The 18,097-nt window shown below is 71.3% G+C and carries 13 protein-coding genes; 12 read left to right on the forward strand and 1 reads right to left on the reverse strand.

Going from position 1 to position 18,097, the window contains the following annotated elements:
• Window positions 1-400 precede the first annotated feature (400 nt).
• The 4 genes from ABJF88_07425 to ABJF88_07440 are packed head-to-tail and all read left to right on the forward strand — an operon-like array spanning window position 401 to window position 8,039.
• Window positions 401-1,384 (forward strand): SIR2 family protein, encoded by a 984-nt coding sequence (locus ABJF88_07425; GenBank protein MEP0546744.1) that lies wholly within the window; start codon window positions 401-403, stop codon window positions 1,382-1,384.
• Window positions 1,381-3,723, forward strand: coding sequence for an AAA family ATPase (locus ABJF88_07430; GenBank protein ID MEP0546745.1), 2,343 nt, complete (start codon window positions 1,381-1,383; stop codon window positions 3,721-3,723). Before ABJF88_07425 ends, ABJF88_07430 begins: the two co-directional genes overlap by 4 nt.
• Window positions 3,720-7,319 (forward strand): alpha/beta fold hydrolase, encoded by a 3,600-nt coding sequence (locus ABJF88_07435; GenBank protein MEP0546746.1) that lies wholly within the window; start codon window positions 3,720-3,722, stop codon window positions 7,317-7,319. Before ABJF88_07430 ends, ABJF88_07435 begins: the two co-directional genes overlap by 4 nt.
• A gap of 42 nt (window positions 7,320-7,361) precedes the next feature.
• Entirely contained in the window at window positions 7,362-8,039 is a 678-nt protein-coding gene (locus ABJF88_07440) for a glycoside hydrolase family 19 protein (protein ID MEP0546747.1), read from the forward strand.
• Window positions 8,040-8,090: 51 nt separating this feature from the next.
• Here ABJF88_07440 and ABJF88_07445 read toward each other — a convergent pair whose 3' ends face one another.
• Window positions 8,091-9,293: a helix-turn-helix transcriptional regulator gene (locus ABJF88_07445; GenBank protein MEP0546748.1), complete on the reverse strand. Its 1,203-nt coding sequence runs from the start codon at window positions 9,291-9,293 to the stop codon at window positions 8,091-8,093.
• A 225-nt stretch (window positions 9,294-9,518) separates the two neighbouring features.
• Between ABJF88_07445 and ABJF88_07450 the strand changes: the two genes are divergently transcribed.
• The 8 genes from ABJF88_07450 (at window position 9,519) to ABJF88_07485 (ending at window position 18,068) form a co-directional block, all read left to right on the forward strand.
• Complete coding sequence (locus ABJF88_07450) at window positions 9,519-11,489, forward strand: phage tail sheath C-terminal domain-containing protein (GenBank protein ID MEP0546749.1); 1,971 nt, start codon at window positions 9,519-9,521, stop codon at window positions 11,487-11,489.
• Between the two features lie 62 nt (window positions 11,490-11,551).
• A complete protein-coding gene (locus ABJF88_07455; GenBank protein ID MEP0546750.1) occupies window positions 11,552-12,079 on the forward strand; it encodes a phage tail protein in 528 nt (175 codons plus the stop codon).
• On the forward strand, window positions 12,079-12,774 hold the full coding sequence (locus ABJF88_07460) for a hypothetical protein (protein ID MEP0546751.1): 696 nt from the start codon (window positions 12,079-12,081) through the stop codon (window positions 12,772-12,774). The genes ABJF88_07455 and ABJF88_07460 overlap by 1 nt, the downstream gene beginning before the upstream one ends.
• A 3-nt stretch (window positions 12,775-12,777) precedes the next feature.
• Window positions 12,778-13,677 carry a hypothetical protein gene (locus ABJF88_07465; GenBank protein ID MEP0546752.1) on the forward strand — a complete coding sequence of 300 codons (900 nt, stop codon included), beginning with the start codon at window positions 12,778-12,780 and terminating at the stop codon, window positions 13,675-13,677.
• Entirely contained in the window at window positions 13,674-14,960 is a 1,287-nt protein-coding gene (locus ABJF88_07470) for a DUF4255 domain-containing protein (protein ID MEP0546753.1), read from the forward strand. Before ABJF88_07465 ends, ABJF88_07470 begins: the two co-directional genes overlap by 4 nt.
• A complete protein-coding gene (locus ABJF88_07475) occupies window positions 14,957-16,864 on the forward strand; it encodes an ATP-binding protein (GenBank protein MEP0546754.1) in 1,908 nt (635 codons plus the stop codon). The genes ABJF88_07470 and ABJF88_07475 overlap by 4 nt, the downstream gene beginning before the upstream one ends.
• On the forward strand, window positions 16,861-17,133 hold the full coding sequence (locus ABJF88_07480) for a hypothetical protein (protein MEP0546755.1): 273 nt from the start codon (window positions 16,861-16,863) through the stop codon (window positions 17,131-17,133). The genes ABJF88_07475 and ABJF88_07480 overlap by 4 nt, the downstream gene beginning before the upstream one ends.
• The gene (locus tag ABJF88_07485; GenBank protein MEP0546756.1) at window positions 17,130-18,068 is read left to right on the forward strand and encodes a DUF4157 domain-containing protein; all 939 of its coding nucleotides are present in this window, start codon (window positions 17,130-17,132) and stop codon (window positions 18,066-18,068) included. The genes ABJF88_07480 and ABJF88_07485 overlap by 4 nt, the downstream gene beginning before the upstream one ends.
• Window positions 18,069-18,097: the final 29 nt, after the last annotated feature.

Consider the following 18,097-nt stretch of genomic DNA (forward strand, 5'->3'; position numbering starts at 1 on the left):
GAAGATTGGGCTCCCGATAGGCGCCGTCGTGCCGTCCGCGGTCGGGTACAGAGTCGGGCGATGGAGAGACACGGACGCGCGCCCCGCATCATTTCCCAACGCGGAGGGCGATTCGAGGGTGCCACTCAGGCGGGAGGTAGGCAGGCGCCGCTGTTGACAACGTGTAGTTTTTGCTGTAAATAGCGATTGATATTTTTGATGTTAGCGCCCAGCCGCACGTCGCTATTGATGCATCGCTCGCAGCGAAGTCACCTCATCGGCGCAGGTAGAACGGTTTCGAGGCAACGCGCCGGTTTGATCGCGGATGCACCATCCTGCCGGACCCACGTCGTGTGGCCGCTCTGACGCAGCGTCGAGTCGATCGCGGTCGGCTTCGACGCGCTCACCAGCCTCCACGACGATGCCGGAGCCGGATGCCGCCCACTATTTGACGGTCGCCGATGCCCTCGCGAAGGGCCGCGTCATCCCCTTCTTCGGGGCGGGCGTGAACCTGTGCGACCGGGTGGAGGGCGAGGCCTTCACGCCCCGACAGGGCTTGCCCAGCGGGAGCGAGCTCGCCGCCTACCTCGTCGACTACGTCGCCGAGCTGGGCCACGAGATCCAGGAGCAGGACGCCTACGACCTCGTCCGCGTGTCGCAGTACGTCGCCGTGATGGTGGGCGACGGCCCGCTCTACGCCGAGCTACGCAGCCTGCTCGACGTGGACTACACCCCGCTGTCGCTGCACCGCTTCTTCGCCACGTTTCAGGCCACGCTGCAGGAGAAGGGGTACCCGCCGCGCCCCCCGCTCCTCATCACGACGAACTACGACGACCTGATGGAGCGGGCGTTCGAGGACGCGGGCCAGCCGTTCGACCTCATCACCTACGTCGCCGAAGGCGAGCACCGGGGCAAGTTCATCCACCGGCGGCCCGACGGCTCGACGCACCTCATCGAGCGGCCGAACGAGTACGCCGGCATCGCCCTCGACGACCGGCGGCAGTTCCTCCATCCCGTCGTGCTGAAGATCCACGGGGCCGTGGACCGCGAGGACGCCGAGCGCGACAGCTTCGTCATCACCGAGGACGATTACATCGACTACCTGACGCGGACCGAGCTCGCGAGTCTGATCCCGGCCACGCTCGCCGAGCGGCTCAAGCGGAGCCATTTCCTCTTCCTCGGGTACGGGCTGCGCGACTGGAACCTCCGCGTCATCCTCCAGCGCGTGTGGGGCCAGCAGCGGCTGAGCTGGCAGTCGTGGGCCATCCAGCGCGGCCCGTCGGCGCTCGACCGACGGTTCTGGGACCGGCGCGGGATCGACGTGATGGACGAGGAGCTGAAGCGCTACATCGCGACGCTGCAGGAGCACGTCGACGGGCTCAAGCCCGCCGGGGGGACGCGATGAAGAAAGCTCCGCTCCGCCCCCGGTCTCCGTACAAAGGGCTGATGCCCTACGCCGAAGAGGACGCGCCGTACTTCTTCGGCCGCGAGACGGAGCGCGACCTCATCGTGTCGAACCTGCTCTCGGCCCGGCTGACGCTTCTCTACGGGCCGAGCGGCGTCGGGAAGAGCTCGGTGCTCTACGCCGGCGCCGCGCGGCAACTCCGCGAGCTCACCCGCCGCAACCTCGAAGACTTCGGCGCGCCCGAGTTCGTCGTCGTCGTGTTCGGCTCGTGGAACGGCGATCCCGAGGCGAGCCTGCTGGCCGAGGTCCGGGCGAAGGTGGAGGAGGCCATCGGTGAGTCGCTGCCGGAGCCGTGGGAGCCCGGCCTCGTCGCGGCGCTCGACCTGTGGACGCGGCACTTCGGGGGCGAGCTCCTCCTCGTCCTCGACCAGTTCGAGGAGTACTTCCTCTACCACGGGCACGAGGAGGACGGTGGTGCCGTCGCGGCGGCGCTGCCGCGCATGCTGAGCTACCGAGGCCACGGCCTGGCGGACACGGAGGACGCGATCCCGCAGCCGCTCCGGGTTAACGTCATGCTCTCGTTCCGCGAAGATGCCCTCGCCCAGCTCGACTTCTTCAAAGGGCGCATCCCGAACCTGTTCGACAACTACCTCCGACTCGATTACCTGACCGTGGACAAGGCGCGCGCCGCCATCGTCAAGCCGATCGAGCAGTACAACGAGTTGGAGGCGCCGCCGGAGCCGATTCGGATCGAGCCGGGGCTGGTGGACGCGGTGCTGGAGGAGGTGCTCACAGGGAAGGTCGTTCTCGGCGAAGCGGGGCGCGGCACGCTCGCCGGCCGCTCGAAGAGCCCGGCGGGGGGGGCGAAGATCGAGACGCCGTTCCTCCAACTCGTGATGACGCGGCTGTGGGAGCGCGAGATGCAGCTCGGGTCGACGGTGCTGCGCAGGAGTACGCTCCTCAAAGACCTCGGCGGGGCGACGGCCATCATCCGGTCCCACCTCGACCACGCCCTCGACGCGCTCTCGACGCAGGAGAAGGCCGTGGCGGCGCGCATCTTCCACTACCTCGTGACCCCGTCCGGGGCCAAGATCTCGCACGCGCCGAGCGACCTCGCCGGCTACGCGGGCGTGCCGGTCGGGCAGGTGGCGCACGTGCTCAAGAAGATGAACAGCGGGCACGAGCGCATCCTCCGGCAGGTCCCCGCGCCCGACCCCACGCAGGAGGCGCGGTACGAGATCTACCACGACAAGCTCGCGCCGGCCATCCTGAGCTGGCGCGCCCGCTACCTCCGCCATCGCAAAGCCCGGCGGAACCGGTTCGTCGCGGCGGTCGCCTCCCTCATGCTCTTCGGCGTCCTCGGCTACATCGCCTTCTCGGCCAGCATGAAAGCCACGCAGGCCGAACTGGTAGCGGTGCAGGCCGCCGTCCGAGCCGACTCCGTGCAGACGGTGACGAAGGACCAGCTCGTGCTGGCGCAACAGTCCGCCGCTACCACTGACAGTCCGGACGGCCGCTACGCCGTGACCGTCGCCGCCGACGGAGGGCTTCGGGTGCTCGACCTCACGGCTTCCAACGTCGGGGCGATCCCGTCGGTCGACGACCCGGTTCAGGGAGGGCAACCACCCCCCGTCGTACTCCCGACGCAGCCCGGCGAGCGGATCACGGCGACAGCGTTCGGCCCCGGCGGCGATGTGCTCGCCACGGGCAACGCGATGGGCGGCGTCCGGCTCTGGACGTTCCCCGACCTCGACCCGCTCTTCGCGCTGCCGGGGCAGGGGGCCGCCGTCACCCACATCGCCTTCAACCGAGCAGGCCGGCTCTGCGCCGCCGCCGCCGCCGACACGACGGTGCGCGTGTGGGACGTCACTCCGAGCGGTCCCGTTGGCGGGACGCGGCTGACCACCCGCACGCGCTACGACACGCCGCTCATCGGCATCCGCTTCGCCGAGGACGGCAGCGGCGTCGTCGCGCTCGGCGAGGGGGGGCGGATCGCCCGACCGTGCGAGCGCCGCACGCAGGTCGTCTTCGTGAGCTCGGACCGCACGATTGACGAGGCCGAGACGGAGGCGAGCCGCGCCCGCGCCGCCGGCTTCCGCACGACGATCTACGATCATCCCGTGAGCGGCCTCCACACCGTCGCCGGGCCGTTCTGCGAGGCCGAGGCCGAGCGGGCGCTTCCCACGCTCCGCCGCCTCTTCGTCGACGCCTACGTGCTCAGCGATGTGACGGCGTGGTGCCCCGAAACGGTCCAGCGCGAGGGCTACCTCGAATGTCAGTCGAAGGAGCGTTCGAACCGGCTGCTCCCCAACGTTCTCCGCCAAAAGAAAGGAAGATGACGAGCGACCAAGCGTACCTCGCCCACGTCGAGGCGGCCCAGCCCGACGAACTCCGCCGGCTCCTCAGCACGGCCACGGCAGACGAGCAACGGCTCCTCCGCGTCTACCTCGGCGACGAGCGCTACCGGCGGATGCGCGCGCTCGCCCTGCGCCAGCGCGCCACGCGCAGCCGGTCCCAGCGGCGCGGCAACGTCGTCGTGCTCCACGGCATCATGGGGGCCGAGCTGTCGCGCTCGCAGGGGCACGTCCCGGGCGGCGGCGGGTCGATCCGGCAGATCTGGGTCAAGCTGATGCGCCTCGCCTTCGGCGACCTCCGCTACCTCGCGCTCGACCGCGCCGGGACCGGGCCTGCCGACCCGCGCTACGAGGTCGAGGCGACGGGCATCATGAAGAAGCACTACGGCGAGCAGCTCCTCACGCTCGCCGAGCGCTGGGAGGTCCGCGCCTTCTGGTACGACTGGCGGCGGGATCTCCACGAAGCCGCGCGCCGCCTCCACCTCAAGCTCATCGAGTGGTTCGACGACGCGCCCGTTCACCTCGTCGCCCACTCGATGGGCGGGCTCGTCTCCCGCACCTTCATCGCTGACTACCCCGACCACTGGAAGGCGATGTGGGACGCGGAGCACGACGGGCGGCGCGGTGGCCGGCTCGTCATGCTCGGCACGCCCAACCACGGCTCCTACGCCGTGCCCCAGATCCTCACCGGCACCGAGAGCCTCATCCGCAAGCTCGAACTCGTCGACCTCCGCCACAACCTCGACGAGCTGCTCGCCGTCGTCAACACGTTCGTCGGGAGCTACCAGATGATGCCGGCGCTCCACACGGCTGGGGACGACGAGGCGCGGCGCGTGATGGAGCGGCTCTACAAGGCGGGGATGTACGCGCGCGACAGCGTCTCGCAGGACCACCTCGACGCCGCCCGCGCTTTCCACGATGCACTCCGCCCGGTTGTAGACCCCGAGCGGATGGTCTACGTCGCCGGCTACAACCAGCCCACCTACACCGGCATCAACGATTGGGCGGGGTTCCGCGACCGCAATGCGAAGACGGCCCGCCGCGCCTACGACGTCACGCTCGACGGCGACGGCCGCGTGCCGCACACGCTCGGTCTGCTCGAAACCGAGGAAGGCAAAAAGGTGCCGACGTACTACGTCGAAGAGGAGCACGGCGCCCTCCCGGAGAACGACGACGTGCTGCGCGCGCTCGACGACCTGCTGACGACGGGCGAGACGACGCATCTCCTCCGCGCGATGCCGAAGAAGCGCTCGGTCAGCAAGGCCGCCGTGCGAGACCGGATGGAGCGCGCCGAGCAGGAGCACGACGACGACGAGCAGCGCATCCGCGCCCACCTCTCGCGGCGCCAGCGGAGCGTTCGCAGCAGCGACCCCGACGTGCTCGCCGACCACGTCACGGCCGACGACCGCGTGGCCGAGGAGATGCTCCTGCGCGGCTTCCTCTCCGCCGGCTCCACCACGACGACGGAAGCCCCCGACATGGATGTCCCCTTCGCCCCTCCGGAACTCACCGTCCGCGTCCTCTGCGACGACATCGGCGGCGCCGGCTACCTCGGCGGCGAGCCGCCCGTCGATGCGATCAGCGTCGGCCACTACCGCGGCGTCCGGCCGACGAACGCGGAGCTCGCGCTCGACCGGGCCATCAGCGCAGCTCGAGGGCGCGGGAAAGCGGCGACGGGGGACGAGGAGAGCCGGCTGCTCATCACCTCGCTGACGGAGCGGGGGACGATCCGGGGCGACCACGCCCAGCCGTTCTTCCTGCCCGACTACCGGACGCCGCGCAAGGGCGAGGCGCCGGACCGCACCGTCGCGATCGCGGGGATGGGCGATCCGGGGCGGTTCGGCGTGCCGGAGCTGACGGTGCTCGCGCGCGAGCTCGTGTGGGCGCTCGGGAGCATGGGCAAGCGCCACCTCGCCTCCGTCCTCATCGGGGCCGGCGCGGGCAACCTCCGCATCGACGAAGCCGTGCCCGCGTGGATCCGCGGGTTCAAGCACGCCCTCACCGGAGCGGCGGCGAACGCTCGCGTGGAGCACTTCACGATCGTCGAGTACAGCCCCGCGCTCGCGATTGAGATCGACCGCGCGCTCCGTGCGGTCGGGGAAGAGTTGGACCCGCACCGGATGGTTCTACACTACGAGCCTTTCACCACCGAGCAGGTCCGGGCGTTGCAGAAGCAGGAGGCCGAGCGGAGGAAGGCGCGGCTGCAACGCGAGATCGAGCGTTTGGATACGGCCCCCGGCGCGGGCGCGCCCGAATCGGCCCCGCTCGACCCGACGCGGCTGACGGTAATGCTCGAAGGCGACACCTACCGCTACGGGGCTATCACCGAGAGCGCCTCCGTGCCCGAACGGGTCGTGAGGATCGATCCCCGGCTGGTGGACCAGGCCAACGACCAACTCGCCGTCGAGTGGGACCCGACGCGGCAGCGCGACCACGGCCGCGTGCTGGAGCGCCTGCTGATCCCGCAGGACCTCCGCCCGCACCTCACCAGCACGGCCCCGCTCGTCCTCTTGCTCGACGCGACGACGGCCCGGATCCACTGGGAGATGGTGGCCCAGCCCGACGTGTCCTCGGCCGCCGATCGGAGCACGGAGCGCGCGCCCGCCGCCACGCCCGCAGCGAGCGCCGACGACGCCTTTTTCCTCGGCATCAGCCGAGGCTTCACCCGGCAGCTCCGCACGCAGTTCGCCTCGCCGCCGGAGCCGCCGCCGCCGCCGAGCCGCGTGCTCCGCGTCCTCGTCGTGGCCGATCCCGCCGAGGACGCCCCGCTCCCCGGCGCCGAAGAGGAGGGGATGGAGGTGGCGGACCTCTTCGAGCATTTCAACACGCTGCAGGAGGAGGACCGGGGCGAGAACCGCGTCGAGGTGAAGCGGCTCTTCGGGCCGCAGGAGGCGACGCGGCTCAACGTGCTGAGCGAGCTGACGCTCCGCTCCTACGACGCGCTCCACTTCGCCGGGCACTGCGTTTACGACCCCGAGAATCCCGACGCCTCGGGGTGGATTTTCTCGAACGGCGAGCGCCTGAGCGCGCGCGAGCTCAACCGGATCGACCGGATCCCCGGCTTCGTGTTCTCGAACGCCTGCGAGTCCGGGATCACGCCCGACCGCGAGCGCACGGCCAGCCTCGCACCGAGCTTCGCCGAGGCGTTCTTCGAGCGCGGCGTGACGAACTTCGTCTGCACCGCCTGGCCCATCGACGACCTCTCGGCTCGCACGTTCGCCCGCGTGCTCTACGGCCACCTCCTCGGGATCTCGGTCGCTGAGACGGAGGGCGGGCTGCGCTATACGCGGGCCCTGTCGCAGGAGGCACCGTTGATGTACGCCGCGATGCGGGCGGCGCGGCGAGCGATTGCCGACACGCCCAACGGCTTCCAGACGTGGGGGGCGTACCAGCATTACGGCAACCCCTATTACCGGTTCTTCGACCTGAAAGCGCTGGAGAAGCGACGAGCCGCGCAGTCGGGCGGCGCGGGCGGGAAGGGGAAGAAGGCGGCATCCACCGCGTCGTCCGCCGGCGCAACGCGGGCGAAACGGAAGACCACGCGGAAGACCACGAAGAAGCGTACCACCGACGAGAGCTAGCCGCTGCAGGCCCGCCCTCGTTCCCCCTCAAACCCAAGAGCGATGATTACCGAGCAGACCCTCACGGGCATCATGCCCAACCTCAAATCCGAGCGCCGCGTCGCATTCATGCCCCACTTGCACGCGGCGATGGAGGAGTTCGAGATCAACACGCCGCTGCGGCAAGCGGCCTTCCTCGCCCAACTCGCCCACGAGTCCGGCGAGTTCCGCTACATGGAGGAGATCTGGGGTCCGACGGCGGCGCAGAAGCGGTACGAGCCGCCGAGCAGCCTCGCCCGAAGACTCGGCAACACCGAGCCCGGCGACGGCTTCCGCTACAAAGGGCGCGGCCCCATCCAAGTCACCGGGCGCGACAACTACCGCCGCTATGGGGGCCTCCTCGGGCTCGACCTCGAAGCCGAGCCGGAGCAGGCCGCGACGCCCGAGGTCGGCTTCCGCATCGCCGGGCTCTACTGGCACAAGAATGGGCTCAACGAGCTCGCTGACGTCGAGCATTTCAAAACGATTACGAAGCGCATCAACGGCGGCTACAACGGGCTCGAAGACCGCCGCCGGTACTATGAGCGGGCGCGCACCGCGCTCGGCATCCGCCGGACGCGCGGTGCCGGCACGCGCGGCTCGGCCCCCGTCCCGCTGCCCGACGACGGGGACCTCGGCGCCCCGGCGCTGCCACGCGGTTACGACGCAATCCGCGACGAGACGCCCGACGCCGACGCGTAGGCCGAGGCGTCACGAAGAAGAGCGGTATGACGAAGGGGGGAGCCCCGCGTGCTACGTGGCGGCTCCGTCTCCCTTCCTCAGCGGGACGACCGCGTCCCACAACCGGGCCGCGACGCCAGCCCGGCTCCGGACGTCGAGCTTCTGCAGCGCGTGCTCGGCGTGGTGGCGCGCGGTCGAGTGGCTGATCGCGAGGGCATCGGCGATCTCGCGGTCGGTCCGGCCTCGGGCCAGCAGCAGGACGACTTCGGTCTGGCGCGGCGTGAGGGCGAAGCGCGCGCGGAGCGTCTCGGCCTGGGGGAACGGAGGGCCTACGCATTGGAGCGTGATGAGCGCGCCCTCCTGCCCGAGCAGCGCGGCGTCGAGCGGGACCCCGTAGATGCGGTAGCGCCCCTGGACGGTCGGCACGATGCGGGGCGGGGAGGGCAGGGGCTCCGTGTGATCGGGCTGGCACGTCCGTAGCTGGGCCAGATGGCGCGCCCATGCGTGGACGGCGTCGAGCAGCCGGGTCGATGTCCGCTCGCGCCCGAGGAGGTCGATGAGGGCGCGGTTCCAGTGGAGCTCTCGGCCGTCGGCGTCGGTGAGGAGGATGGGGAACTCGAAGGCGTCGACGGTGGCGGCGAGAGCGGCGACCCGTGCGCCGGGCTCGGATTGGAAGCGAGCGTGGGTCCGCACGAACGATTCGAAAGCGGGGTAGAGGAGGCGGAAGCTGTGGAGGGTGTCGTTGCCGAACGCGGGGCGGTCTGGGCTCTCGTACGCCGCGACCATGGCATATTCCTGCCCGCCCGGCCCGTCAACGGCGAGCCCGATCACGTGGCGGACGCCATAGGGGCGGAGCGCCTCCTGGTAGAACGGGGAGTCCTCGACGACCTCGCGCGTCGAGAGCGATCGTTCGTGGAAGACGCCGCCGCCTGCGCGGTGCCGGGCCTCCCATGCCGCGTGGAGGAGTGGGTCGTCCCAGGCGGGGGCGTCTCCCCACCAGCCGGCGAAGGCCTCCTCGTAGGCGGTCAGCACGGCCGGGTCAGTGTCATCGCTCAAGACGGCCAGGCCGCCACGGTTCGGGACCTTCTCGGGGCCCGAGCCCGGGCGGCGAGGTCGGGCGCTGGAGGTGGGCAGGAAGAAGAGGGTGTGGTCGCATCCGGCTACGGTGCGGACGCTGGCACACGCCGTCTCGATCCAGCGGTCGATCTGGACCAGGTCGAACGGGGCGAGGAGCGCACGCTGGGCTTGGACGAGGTGTTCTAGATGGGATTGCATGACGAGCTAGGATCAGTAATAGCAGGATCAATGTCCATCAAAATAGGGCATTTGTCCCATGCGCCGAGCGGGCGCTATGAGTATTTCTAGGGACAGCCTCGCGGCCTCATCCATCGTTCCGCGAACGTCTCTCTCGTGGCCCCCGGAGAGGGACGAGGTTGGAGGTCGTGCCACGTTCCGCCGTGCGATTTCGTGCTCCCGATTCAACCCTAGACCGCTACGATTATGCCCACTGCACCGACCTATCCCGGCGTCTACATCGAGGAAGTCCCGAGCGGCGTCCGCACCATCAGCGGCGTCGCCACGTCCATCACAGCGTTCGTCGGGGCGTTCTCGCGGGGCCCCGTCAACGAGGCCGTGCGGGTCTTCAGCTTCGGCGATTTCGAGCGGGCCTTCGGCGGGCTCCGCGCCGACAGCGAGGCGGCCTACGCCGTCCAGCAGTTCTTCCTCAACGGCGGCGGGCAGGCCTACGTCATCCGCGTGACGAACACCGACACGGCGGGCAGCGCGACCGTGGCGGCGACGGCCGCGATCACGCTCCAGGACGGGAGCGGGAACGACGTGATGACGGTCTCGGCCGCGAGCCCTGGCGCGTGGGGGAACGCCCTCCGCGTCGCCATCGACTACGACACGCTCACGCCGACGGCGACGTTCAACATGACCGTTTCCGAAGTGGCCACGGTGGACGGGCGCGAGCAGATCGTCACGTCCGAGCGGTTCCTCAACCTCGCTGTGGACGAGACGCTCGAAGACGTGATCGCCGGGGCGTCGGCCCTCGTCACGGCGGACGTCGTACAGGCGGCCATCGACGCGACGCCGCCGCGCCGCCCCGCCCCGACGGGCACGACGAGCGCCGCGCTCGACCTCGGCACGCTCTCGGGCACGGAGGCCGCGGACGTGACCCCGCGCAACACGGACGGCTCGGCCGCGACCGGCACCTATTCCGTCTCGGTCGACCTCGACGCGGCGACGACGCCGGCGGCGCTCGCCTCCGCGTTCCAGACCGCGCTCCGTGCCGTCGTCCCCGACGCGAGCACGTCGGACGACTTCGACCTCAGCCGCGCGACGGTCCGCGTCGTCGGGACGGCGAGCGACGAGCAGTACCTCGCGGTCGAGACGGGGCGCGGGGCCGACATCGACCTGCTCGCTTTCTCCGGCGCGCTCGCCACCAGCCTCACACTCGACGAGAACGTGCAGCGCTACGTGCTCGGCAGCGACTCGACGAACGGGGCGCAGGCGCTCCCCGACGGCAGCCAGCAGGCCGGGGCCGACGGCAGCCTCCCCGGCGCGGCCGACCTCATCGGGAGCGACGGACCGAAGACGGGGATCTACGCGCTCCGCGATGTCGACCTTTTCAACATCCTCTCGATTCCGGCGACGACGCGGCTGAGCGACACGGCCGCCGCGCAGGTCGCCACCGCCGCGACGGGGTTGTGCGAGCAGGAGCGGGCGTTCTACCTCCTCGACGTGCCGCAGCCGGCGGGCAACCCGCGCGAGCAGGTCGCCGAGGTGCAGGCGTGGCTCGACGCGAACGGCTCGCTCCGCCATCGCAACGCGGCGCTCTACTACCCGCGCCCGCTCATCGCCGACGCCCTCAACGGCTTCCGCCTCCGCGCCGTCGCGCCGAGCGGGACCGTGGCCGGGCTCTACGCCCGCATCGACGGCGCGCGCGGCGTGTGGAAGGCACCGGCCGGGACCGAGGCCGTGCTCCGCGGCGTGCAGCGGCTCGAATACCGGCTGACCGACGCCGAGAACGGCGTGCTCAACCCGCTCGGGATCAACTGCCTCCGGACGCTGCCCGTGTTCGGCCGCGTGGCGTGGGGTGCCCGCACGCTCGACGGCGCGGACCGGGCCGCGAGCGAGTGGAAGTACGTCCCCGTCCGCCGCCTCGCGCTCTTCCTCGAAGAGAGCCTCTACCGCGGGCTGCAATGGGTCGTCTTCGAGCCGAACGACGAGCCGCTGTGGGCGAGCATCCGCCTCAACGTCGGCGCCTTCATGCAGACGCTGTTCCGGCAGGGGGCCTTCCAGGGTGCGTCGGCGCGCGACGCCTACTTCGTGAAGTGCGACCGCGAGACGACGACGCAGACCGACATCAACAACGGCATCGTCAACATCGTCGTCGGCTTCGCGCCGCTCAAACCGGCCGAGTTCGTCATCCTCAAGCTCCAGCAGATCGCGGGGCAGATCGAGACCTGAGTGCGTGCCGATGACCGGACGCCCCCGCATCTCCACCCTTTCGTACCAAACCCATCCCCGACATGGCTCAGTTCACCGTCAACGCGCAGCGGTTCGACCCGTACAAGAACTTCAAATTCCGCGTCAAGTGGGACGGCGTCTACGTCGCCGGCGTGAGCAAGGTCGGCGCGCTGAAGCGGACGACGAAGCTCGTCGAGCACCGCGAGGGCGGCGATGTCAGCACGAGCCGGAAGTCGCCCGGCCGCACCGAGTACGGGGCGATCACGCTGGAGCGCGGCGTGACGCACGACGTCGCCTTCGAGCAGTGGGCGAACAAGGTGTGGAACTTCGGCTCCGGCCTCGGCGCCGAGGTCTCGCTCGCCGACTTCCGCAAGGACATCATCATCGAGGTGATGAACGAAGCCGGGCAGGTGGCGATTTCCTACCGCGTGTTCCGCTGCTGGGTCTCCGAATACCAGGCTCTCCCCGACCTCGACGCGAACGGCGAGGGCGTGGCGATCCAGATGATCAAGCTCGAAAACGAAGGCTGGGAGCGCGACTACGACGTGACGGAGCCGGCCGAGCCGAGCTTCACCGAGCCCGCGGTCTGATGACGGCCCTCGCCCCCGCCGACCTCCTCGACCTTTGGGAGCGAGGCCCCGCCTCGGCCCTGCGCGCCGTCCTCCCGCTCGCTGCGGCGGGCGGCGAGCCGGCCGATGTTCTCGCCGCGCTCCCCGTCGGTCGGCGGGACGCGCGCCTGCTCCGGCTCCGCGCGCTCACGTTCGGACCCGTCGTGGAGGGCGAGACGGCCTGCCCGGCCTGCGGCGAATGCCTCGACCTCGCCGTCCACATCGACGACCTCCTCGCCGCCGCCCCCGCCGACCCGGCTCCAGCGTGGCTCACGGCCGAGGCCGACGGCGTGACCGTCGCGTATCGCCTGCCGACCACGCACGATCTCGCCGCCGCCATCCACGCCGCCGACCCGAGCGCCGCGCTCCTCCGTTGCTGTCTTCGAGAGACGCCCGACGCGCTCCCCGACGCCGTCGTCGACGCCGTGGCGCGGGGGATGGCCGAGGCCGACCCGCTCGCCGCGATTCGGTGGGACCTGGAGTGTCCTGCCTGCGGGCACGGCTGGCAGGACGTGTTCGACATCGCCGCTTATTTCTGGGCCGAGATCGAGCGGCACGCGCTCCGGCTGCTCGCCGAAGTCCACCGGCTCGCGCTCGCGTACGGCTGGGCCGAGCGGGACGTGCTCGCCCTCAGCTTCCGGCGGCGCTATCACTACCTCGCTCTCCTGAACGGGTAAGCCGTGGCGACGCACCTCCATACCCTCCTCGCCCGCAGCACGGGCACCGCGAGTGCGATCCGCCCCCGGCGGCTCGCCCGCTTCGAGTCCCCGGCCGACGCATCCCCTGACGCGCTCGGGGAGACCGAGGCTGGGGCAAAGGCTCCCCGATCCGCCGCGCCCGACGCCGCTCCGGCTACGCCGCGCGCCGCGCAACCGTCCGTGCCGGACGCCGCGCCGGGCGCTGTTCCGCCCACGCCGCCGGTCCCGCCGGTCGCCGCCGTTTTGCGAGAGGCCGAGGGGAGAGCAGGGGAGCCCGCTTCCGTTCCCAGAGATCTGTCGCTCGCCGCAGACGCGCGGCCCGCTGATCCACTGCCGGAGCCCGAACGCCCTCGCGTGTCGCCGCGCCCGTCGACGCTCCCCCGAGTCGCTCCGTCCGCCTCGACGAGCGAGGCCACGACGAGCGCCGAGCCTGTGCCAGCCCGCACTGCGCCCGCGCCCTCCAGCGTCCAGCCACCTGCTCGGGCCGCTAGCCCTATCGCGGATCGACCCGAACGCCCCCCGCACGTCGAGCCGCCGCTGCCCGTCGTGTCGATGGTGTCGGTTGAAGAAGCGTCGCTGCCCGGTGCCCACGTGCCGGTCCCGCCGCGGACCGCCGCCGACGCTTCCGCACCGAGCGTATCCGCGCCGATGCTGCGCAAATCCGCCCCGGCGAGCGAAATCCCGTGGTCGCCGCGCGCTGCCGGAAGTCGGGACGCTGCCGCCGAAGCGCCGACGGTCCACGTCCACATCGGGCGGATCGAGGTCCGGGCCGTGCCCCCGCCGACGCCGGTGCGCGCGGCGCGCGAACGGCCGACGCCGGCCCTCACGCTCGACGACTACCTCAGCGGCCGGCAGGCCGACGGACGCGGAGGCCGATCATGAGCAACGCCCTCGCGCTCGCCGCCGTCACGGCCGTGCTGAAAGACCTCCTCGACAACGCGCTCGTCGATCACTCCGTCAACGCCGCCGTCGGGGCGCCCGTTACGGTCACCGCGGTCGCGCCCGACCTCGCGGCGGACGCGAACGGCGGCGCGAAGCTGAACCTCTACCTCCACCGCGTCTCGCCGAACATGGGCTGGCGGAACGTCGGCCTCCCCTCGCGCAGCGGCGACGGGACGCGGCTGACGAACCCGCCACTCGCGCTCGACCTTCACTATCTCCTCACGGCGTACGGCGTCGAGGATTTCCAGGCCGAGATCCTCCTCGGCTACGCGATGCAGCTCTTCCACGAGCGGCCCGTCCTCACGCGCGAGATGATCCGCACGACGCTCGCGCCGACCTCACCCGTCGACGGATCGATCCTGCCCGACGCAGCGGCCGGCCTCGCGGCGGCGGACCTCGCCGAGCAGGTCGAGCTCGTCAAGCTCACGCCGGAGGAGGTGGGCACCGAAGAGCTGTCGCGGTTGTGGACGGCGTTCCAGGCGAGCCACCGCCCGTCGGCGGCGTACCGCGCGTCGGTCGTGCTGATCGAGGCGCGGCGGCCCGCGCGCGCGCCGCTGCCCGTCCTCACGATCGGGCTCTCCGACCGGGGGCCGACCGTCGTGCCCGGCCTCGTGCCGCCGATCCCGACGCTCACCGGCGTCGTCCCGCCGGACCTGAAGCCGAGCGCGTACCTCGGCGAGACCGTCCGCCTCGTCGGGCACGATTTCGCCGGGCCGGACCGGAGCGGGCACGTCGCCGTGTTCGAGCACCAGCGGCTCGACGCGCCGCTCGAAGTGACACCGGGCAGCGTGGCCGATGCCGAACTCGCCGTCCCGCTCGAAATAGCCCCGGCGGCGGACGCGGCGACGTGGCCGGCCGGGATCTACGCCGTCTCCGTCCGGCTCGACGAGGGCGGTACGGAGCGACGGACGAACGTGCTCCCCCTCGCCCTCGCGCCCCGCATCGACTCCGCCGCCGCGAGCACATCTACCGCGACGACGACGTTCACGGTCACCGTCACGCCCGACGTGCTCCCCGCGCAGCGGGCCGAACTCGTCGTCGGAACGCGCACGGCCCCGGCCGCGCCGCACGCCACCGCGACGGACACGCTCACCTTTGAGCTCGACGACGTCGAGGCAGGGACGTACCGGCTCCGGCTCCGCGTCGACGGCGTCGAGAGCGTGCTCGTGGACCGGACGACGACCCCGCCCTCGTTCGTCGGCTCGCAGGAGGTGACGGTATGAATGCGGCGATCGACACGACGTGGGCCGAGGCGAACCAGCGCGCCCTCACGGCGGCGCTCGGCCGGGTCCGCGCCCAGCTATCGCCCGACGAAGGAGGGGAGGAGGCCGGCGATGCGCCCGCTGAGTTCTCGATGGCGGAGCCGCCCGCGTTCGAACGACTCGCCGCGACGTTCGGCCTCTCGCCGTTCGAGCGCGACGTCGTGCTCCTGTGCGCAGGCGTAGAGCTGGAAGCCGCGTTCGCCGCGCGCGTCGCCGAGGCTGGCGGGGCGACGTTCGGCCTCGCGCTCGCGGCCCTGCCCGATGCGCATTGGAGCGCCCTCACGCCGAGCGCGCCGCTCCGCTACTGGCGGCTCGTCCACTTAGGCTCCGGTGACACGCTCGCCGCGACCCCACTCCGCCTCGACGAGCGCGTGCTCCACTTCCTCACCGGCACCGACCCGCTCGACGAACAACTCGAAGGGTTCGTGCAGCCTGTCGCGCCGCCGGCCGGCCTCGTCCCGTCGCACCGAGTCGTGGCCGAGCAGATTCGAGCGGCGTGGGCGAGCGCCGACGCGGCACTGCCCGCCGTCCGCCTCACCGGGTCCGACCCCGTCGCCGTGCTCGGCGTAGCGGCCTCAGCGTGCGCCGCGCTCGGCCTCCCGCTCTACCGCCTCGACGCCGCGAGCATCCCGAACGCCCCGGCCGACGCTGACCTCCTCGCCCGGCTGTGGACGCGCGAGGCCGCACTCCGCCGCGCCGCCCTCTTCCTCGACGCCGACGGGCTCGACGCCGACGACGCGCGACAGCGCACGGTCCGATTCCTCGACGCTGTCGGCGGCCCCGTCCTGCTCTCCGGCGACGTGATTCTCCGCCACCCGGCGCTCGTGTTCGACGTGCCGCGCCCGCGCCGGGCGGAGCAGCAGGCGTGGTGGATTGCCACGCTCGGACCCGCTGGCGAGCGGCTCAACGGGCAGCTCGGCGAGATCACGGCGCAGTACGACCTGCCGACCGCTGCCATCGAAGCGGCGAGCCTGCGCGGGCTGGCGCTCGCCGACGGCGGCGTGCCGCTCCCCGACGCGCTCCGCACGGCGTGCCGCAGCCAAGCCCGGCAGCGGACCGACGGGCTCGCCCACCGCATCGAGCCCGTCGCGACGTGGGACGACCTCGTCCTGCCCGAGCCGCAGCAGCAGCTCCTGCACGACCTCGCGGTGCACGCCCGGCAGCGCGTCCGCGTCCACGAGACGTGGGGTTTCGCCGCCCGGTCGTCGCGCGGGCTCGGCATCACCGCGCTCTTCTCCGGGCCGAGCGGGACGGGCAAGACGCTCGCTGCCGAAGTCGTCGCCCACACGCTCGGGCTCGACCTGCTCCACGTCGATCTCAGCCGGGTCGTGAGCAAGTACATCGGCGAGACGGAGAAGAACCTGGGGCGCGTGTTCGACGCCGCCGAGGTGGGCGGGGCCGTGCTCCTCTTCGACGAGGCCGACGCGCTCTTCGGCAAGCGGAGCGAGGTGAAGGACAGCCACGACCGCTACGCGAACCTCGAAGTCAGCTACCTCCTGCAGCGGATGGAGGCGTACCGCGGCCTCGCCATCCTCACGACGAACCTCAAGAAATCGCTCGACGACGCCTTCCAGCGCCGCCTCCGCTTCGTCGTCCCGTTCCCGCTCCCCGACGCCGCGCACCGCGCCGCGATCTGGCAGCGCGCCTTCCCGCCCGAGACGCCGACGGAGGGCCTCGACGTGGCGGCCCTCGCCCGGCTCAACGCGACGGGCGGGACGATCCGCAACATCGCCCTCCACGCCGCCTTCCTCGCCGCCGACGCCGACGAGCCCGTGCGCATGACGCACCTCCTCGCCGCCGCGCGCCGCGTCTACGCCAAGAACGAAACGACCCTCACCGACCACGAACTCCGAGGCTGGGCATGACCACGCCGACCGACACGCCGAACGTCGTCCTCCACATCGACCGCCTCGTGCTTCACGGGTTCGAGCACGTCGACCGCGCCCGCCTCGGCCGCGCCGTCGAGGCCGAGTTAACGCGGCTCGTCGCCGAACGCGGCATCGCCCCGGCGCTCGCCGCCGACGCGCGGCACCCCAGGATCGACGGCGGCCGGATCGACGCGGCGTCGGACACGCCCACGCCTCGCCTCGCCACTCTCATCGCCCGCTCCGTACACGGAGGATTGTCCTCATGAAAACGCCTGCCCAGCACGCATCCAACACGCCGACCTCGTACATCCCTGTCCGCCAACCGACCCTGCAGCGAAAGTGCGCCTGCGGCGGTACGCCCGGACCGACCGGCGAATGCGCCGAATGCCGCAGGAAGCGCCTCGCCCGTGAGCGACGCTCCGGGTCGCCAGAGAGACAGGCCCCGGGGATCGTCGAGGAAGTCGTGCGCACCCCCGGCCAGCCTCTGGACGCAACGCTTCGGCATGCCATGGAGCGCCGGCTGGGCCACGACTTCAGCCACGTCCGCGTCCACGCTGACGCGAAGGCAGACGCCTCAGCCCAAGCGATCGGCGCGCTGGCGTACACCGTCGGGGGGCATGTGGTCTTCGCGCAGGGCGCTTTCGCGCCGCATACGCAGGCCGGACGGACGTTGCTCGCCCACGAGCTAGTGCACGTGGCGCAGCAGGGCTCGGCACCGCAAGCGAGCGGACGGCTCGAAGTGGCACCTGCCCATGACGCGGCCGAGGCCGAGGCGGAGCGCGTCTCCCAGGCATCCGCGCGGATGCCCAGCGCGCTACCGGACTACCTCCAACCCGTCGCCTCGGGCGAACGCCCCTCCGGCGCGACGTTCCGCGATGCCTTCAACGACTTCCGCCAGCACCACGCCCCAGGGAGCCTTCGTGCGCACGGGGCGCGTCTCGGCGAAGCCAGCGCTTCTTCCGTCGCCGAGCGGACACCGCTGAATCAGGTCCGGCGGATGTCTCGGGGGGGCAGTCCCTTCTGCGTCGTGACGCGGCAGGCCTCCTACATGACGATTACTGCCGATGACCGGGCCGACGCGGAAGCGAAGCTCCGCCGCAACGTGATCTACGGCGGAGGCGGTGCTTTCGTGTGCCACGCAGGAGCCTGTGAGAATGAGAATGGCACCTTCCCGTCGGACAACGAAAACTGCGACAGCTAGCCGCCCGACCCACCGACCGGTCCTTCAGC

Source organism: Rhodothermales bacterium (assembly GCA_039944855.1).
Classification (GTDB): Bacteria; Bacteroidota; Rhodothermia; order Rhodothermales; family JANQRZ01; genus JBBSMX01.

Coding starts and splice junctions, on each gene's coding strand:
- ABJF88_07460 (MEP0546751.1), top strand. CDS start 12,079: ATGACGGCCCTCGCCCCCGCCGACCTCCTCGACCTTTGGGAGCGAGGC.
- ABJF88_07445 (MEP0546748.1), bottom strand. CDS start 9,293: ATGCAATCCCATCTAGAACACCTCGTCCAAGCCCAGCGTGCGCTCCTC.
- ABJF88_07440 (MEP0546747.1), top strand. CDS start 7,362: ATGATTACCGAGCAGACCCTCACGGGCATCATGCCCAACCTCAAATCC.
- ABJF88_07475 (MEP0546754.1), top strand. CDS start 14,957: ATGAATGCGGCGATCGACACGACGTGGGCCGAGGCGAACCAGCGCGCC.
- ABJF88_07480 (MEP0546755.1), top strand. CDS start 16,861: ATGACCACGCCGACCGACACGCCGAACGTCGTCCTCCACATCGACCGC.
- ABJF88_07435 (MEP0546746.1), top strand. CDS start 3,720: ATGACGAGCGACCAAGCGTACCTCGCCCACGTCGAGGCGGCCCAGCCC.
- ABJF88_07470 (MEP0546753.1), top strand. CDS start 13,674: ATGAGCAACGCCCTCGCGCTCGCCGCCGTCACGGCCGTGCTGAAAGAC.
- ABJF88_07455 (MEP0546750.1), top strand. CDS start 11,552: ATGGCTCAGTTCACCGTCAACGCGCAGCGGTTCGACCCGTACAAGAAC.
- ABJF88_07425 (MEP0546744.1), top strand. CDS start 401: ATGCCGGAGCCGGATGCCGCCCACTATTTGACGGTCGCCGATGCCCTC.
- ABJF88_07430 (MEP0546745.1), top strand. CDS start 1,381: ATGAAGAAAGCTCCGCTCCGCCCCCGGTCTCCGTACAAAGGGCTGATG.
- ABJF88_07485 (MEP0546756.1), top strand. CDS start 17,130: ATGAAAACGCCTGCCCAGCACGCATCCAACACGCCGACCTCGTACATC.
- ABJF88_07450 (MEP0546749.1), top strand. CDS start 9,519: ATGCCCACTGCACCGACCTATCCCGGCGTCTACATCGAGGAAGTCCCG.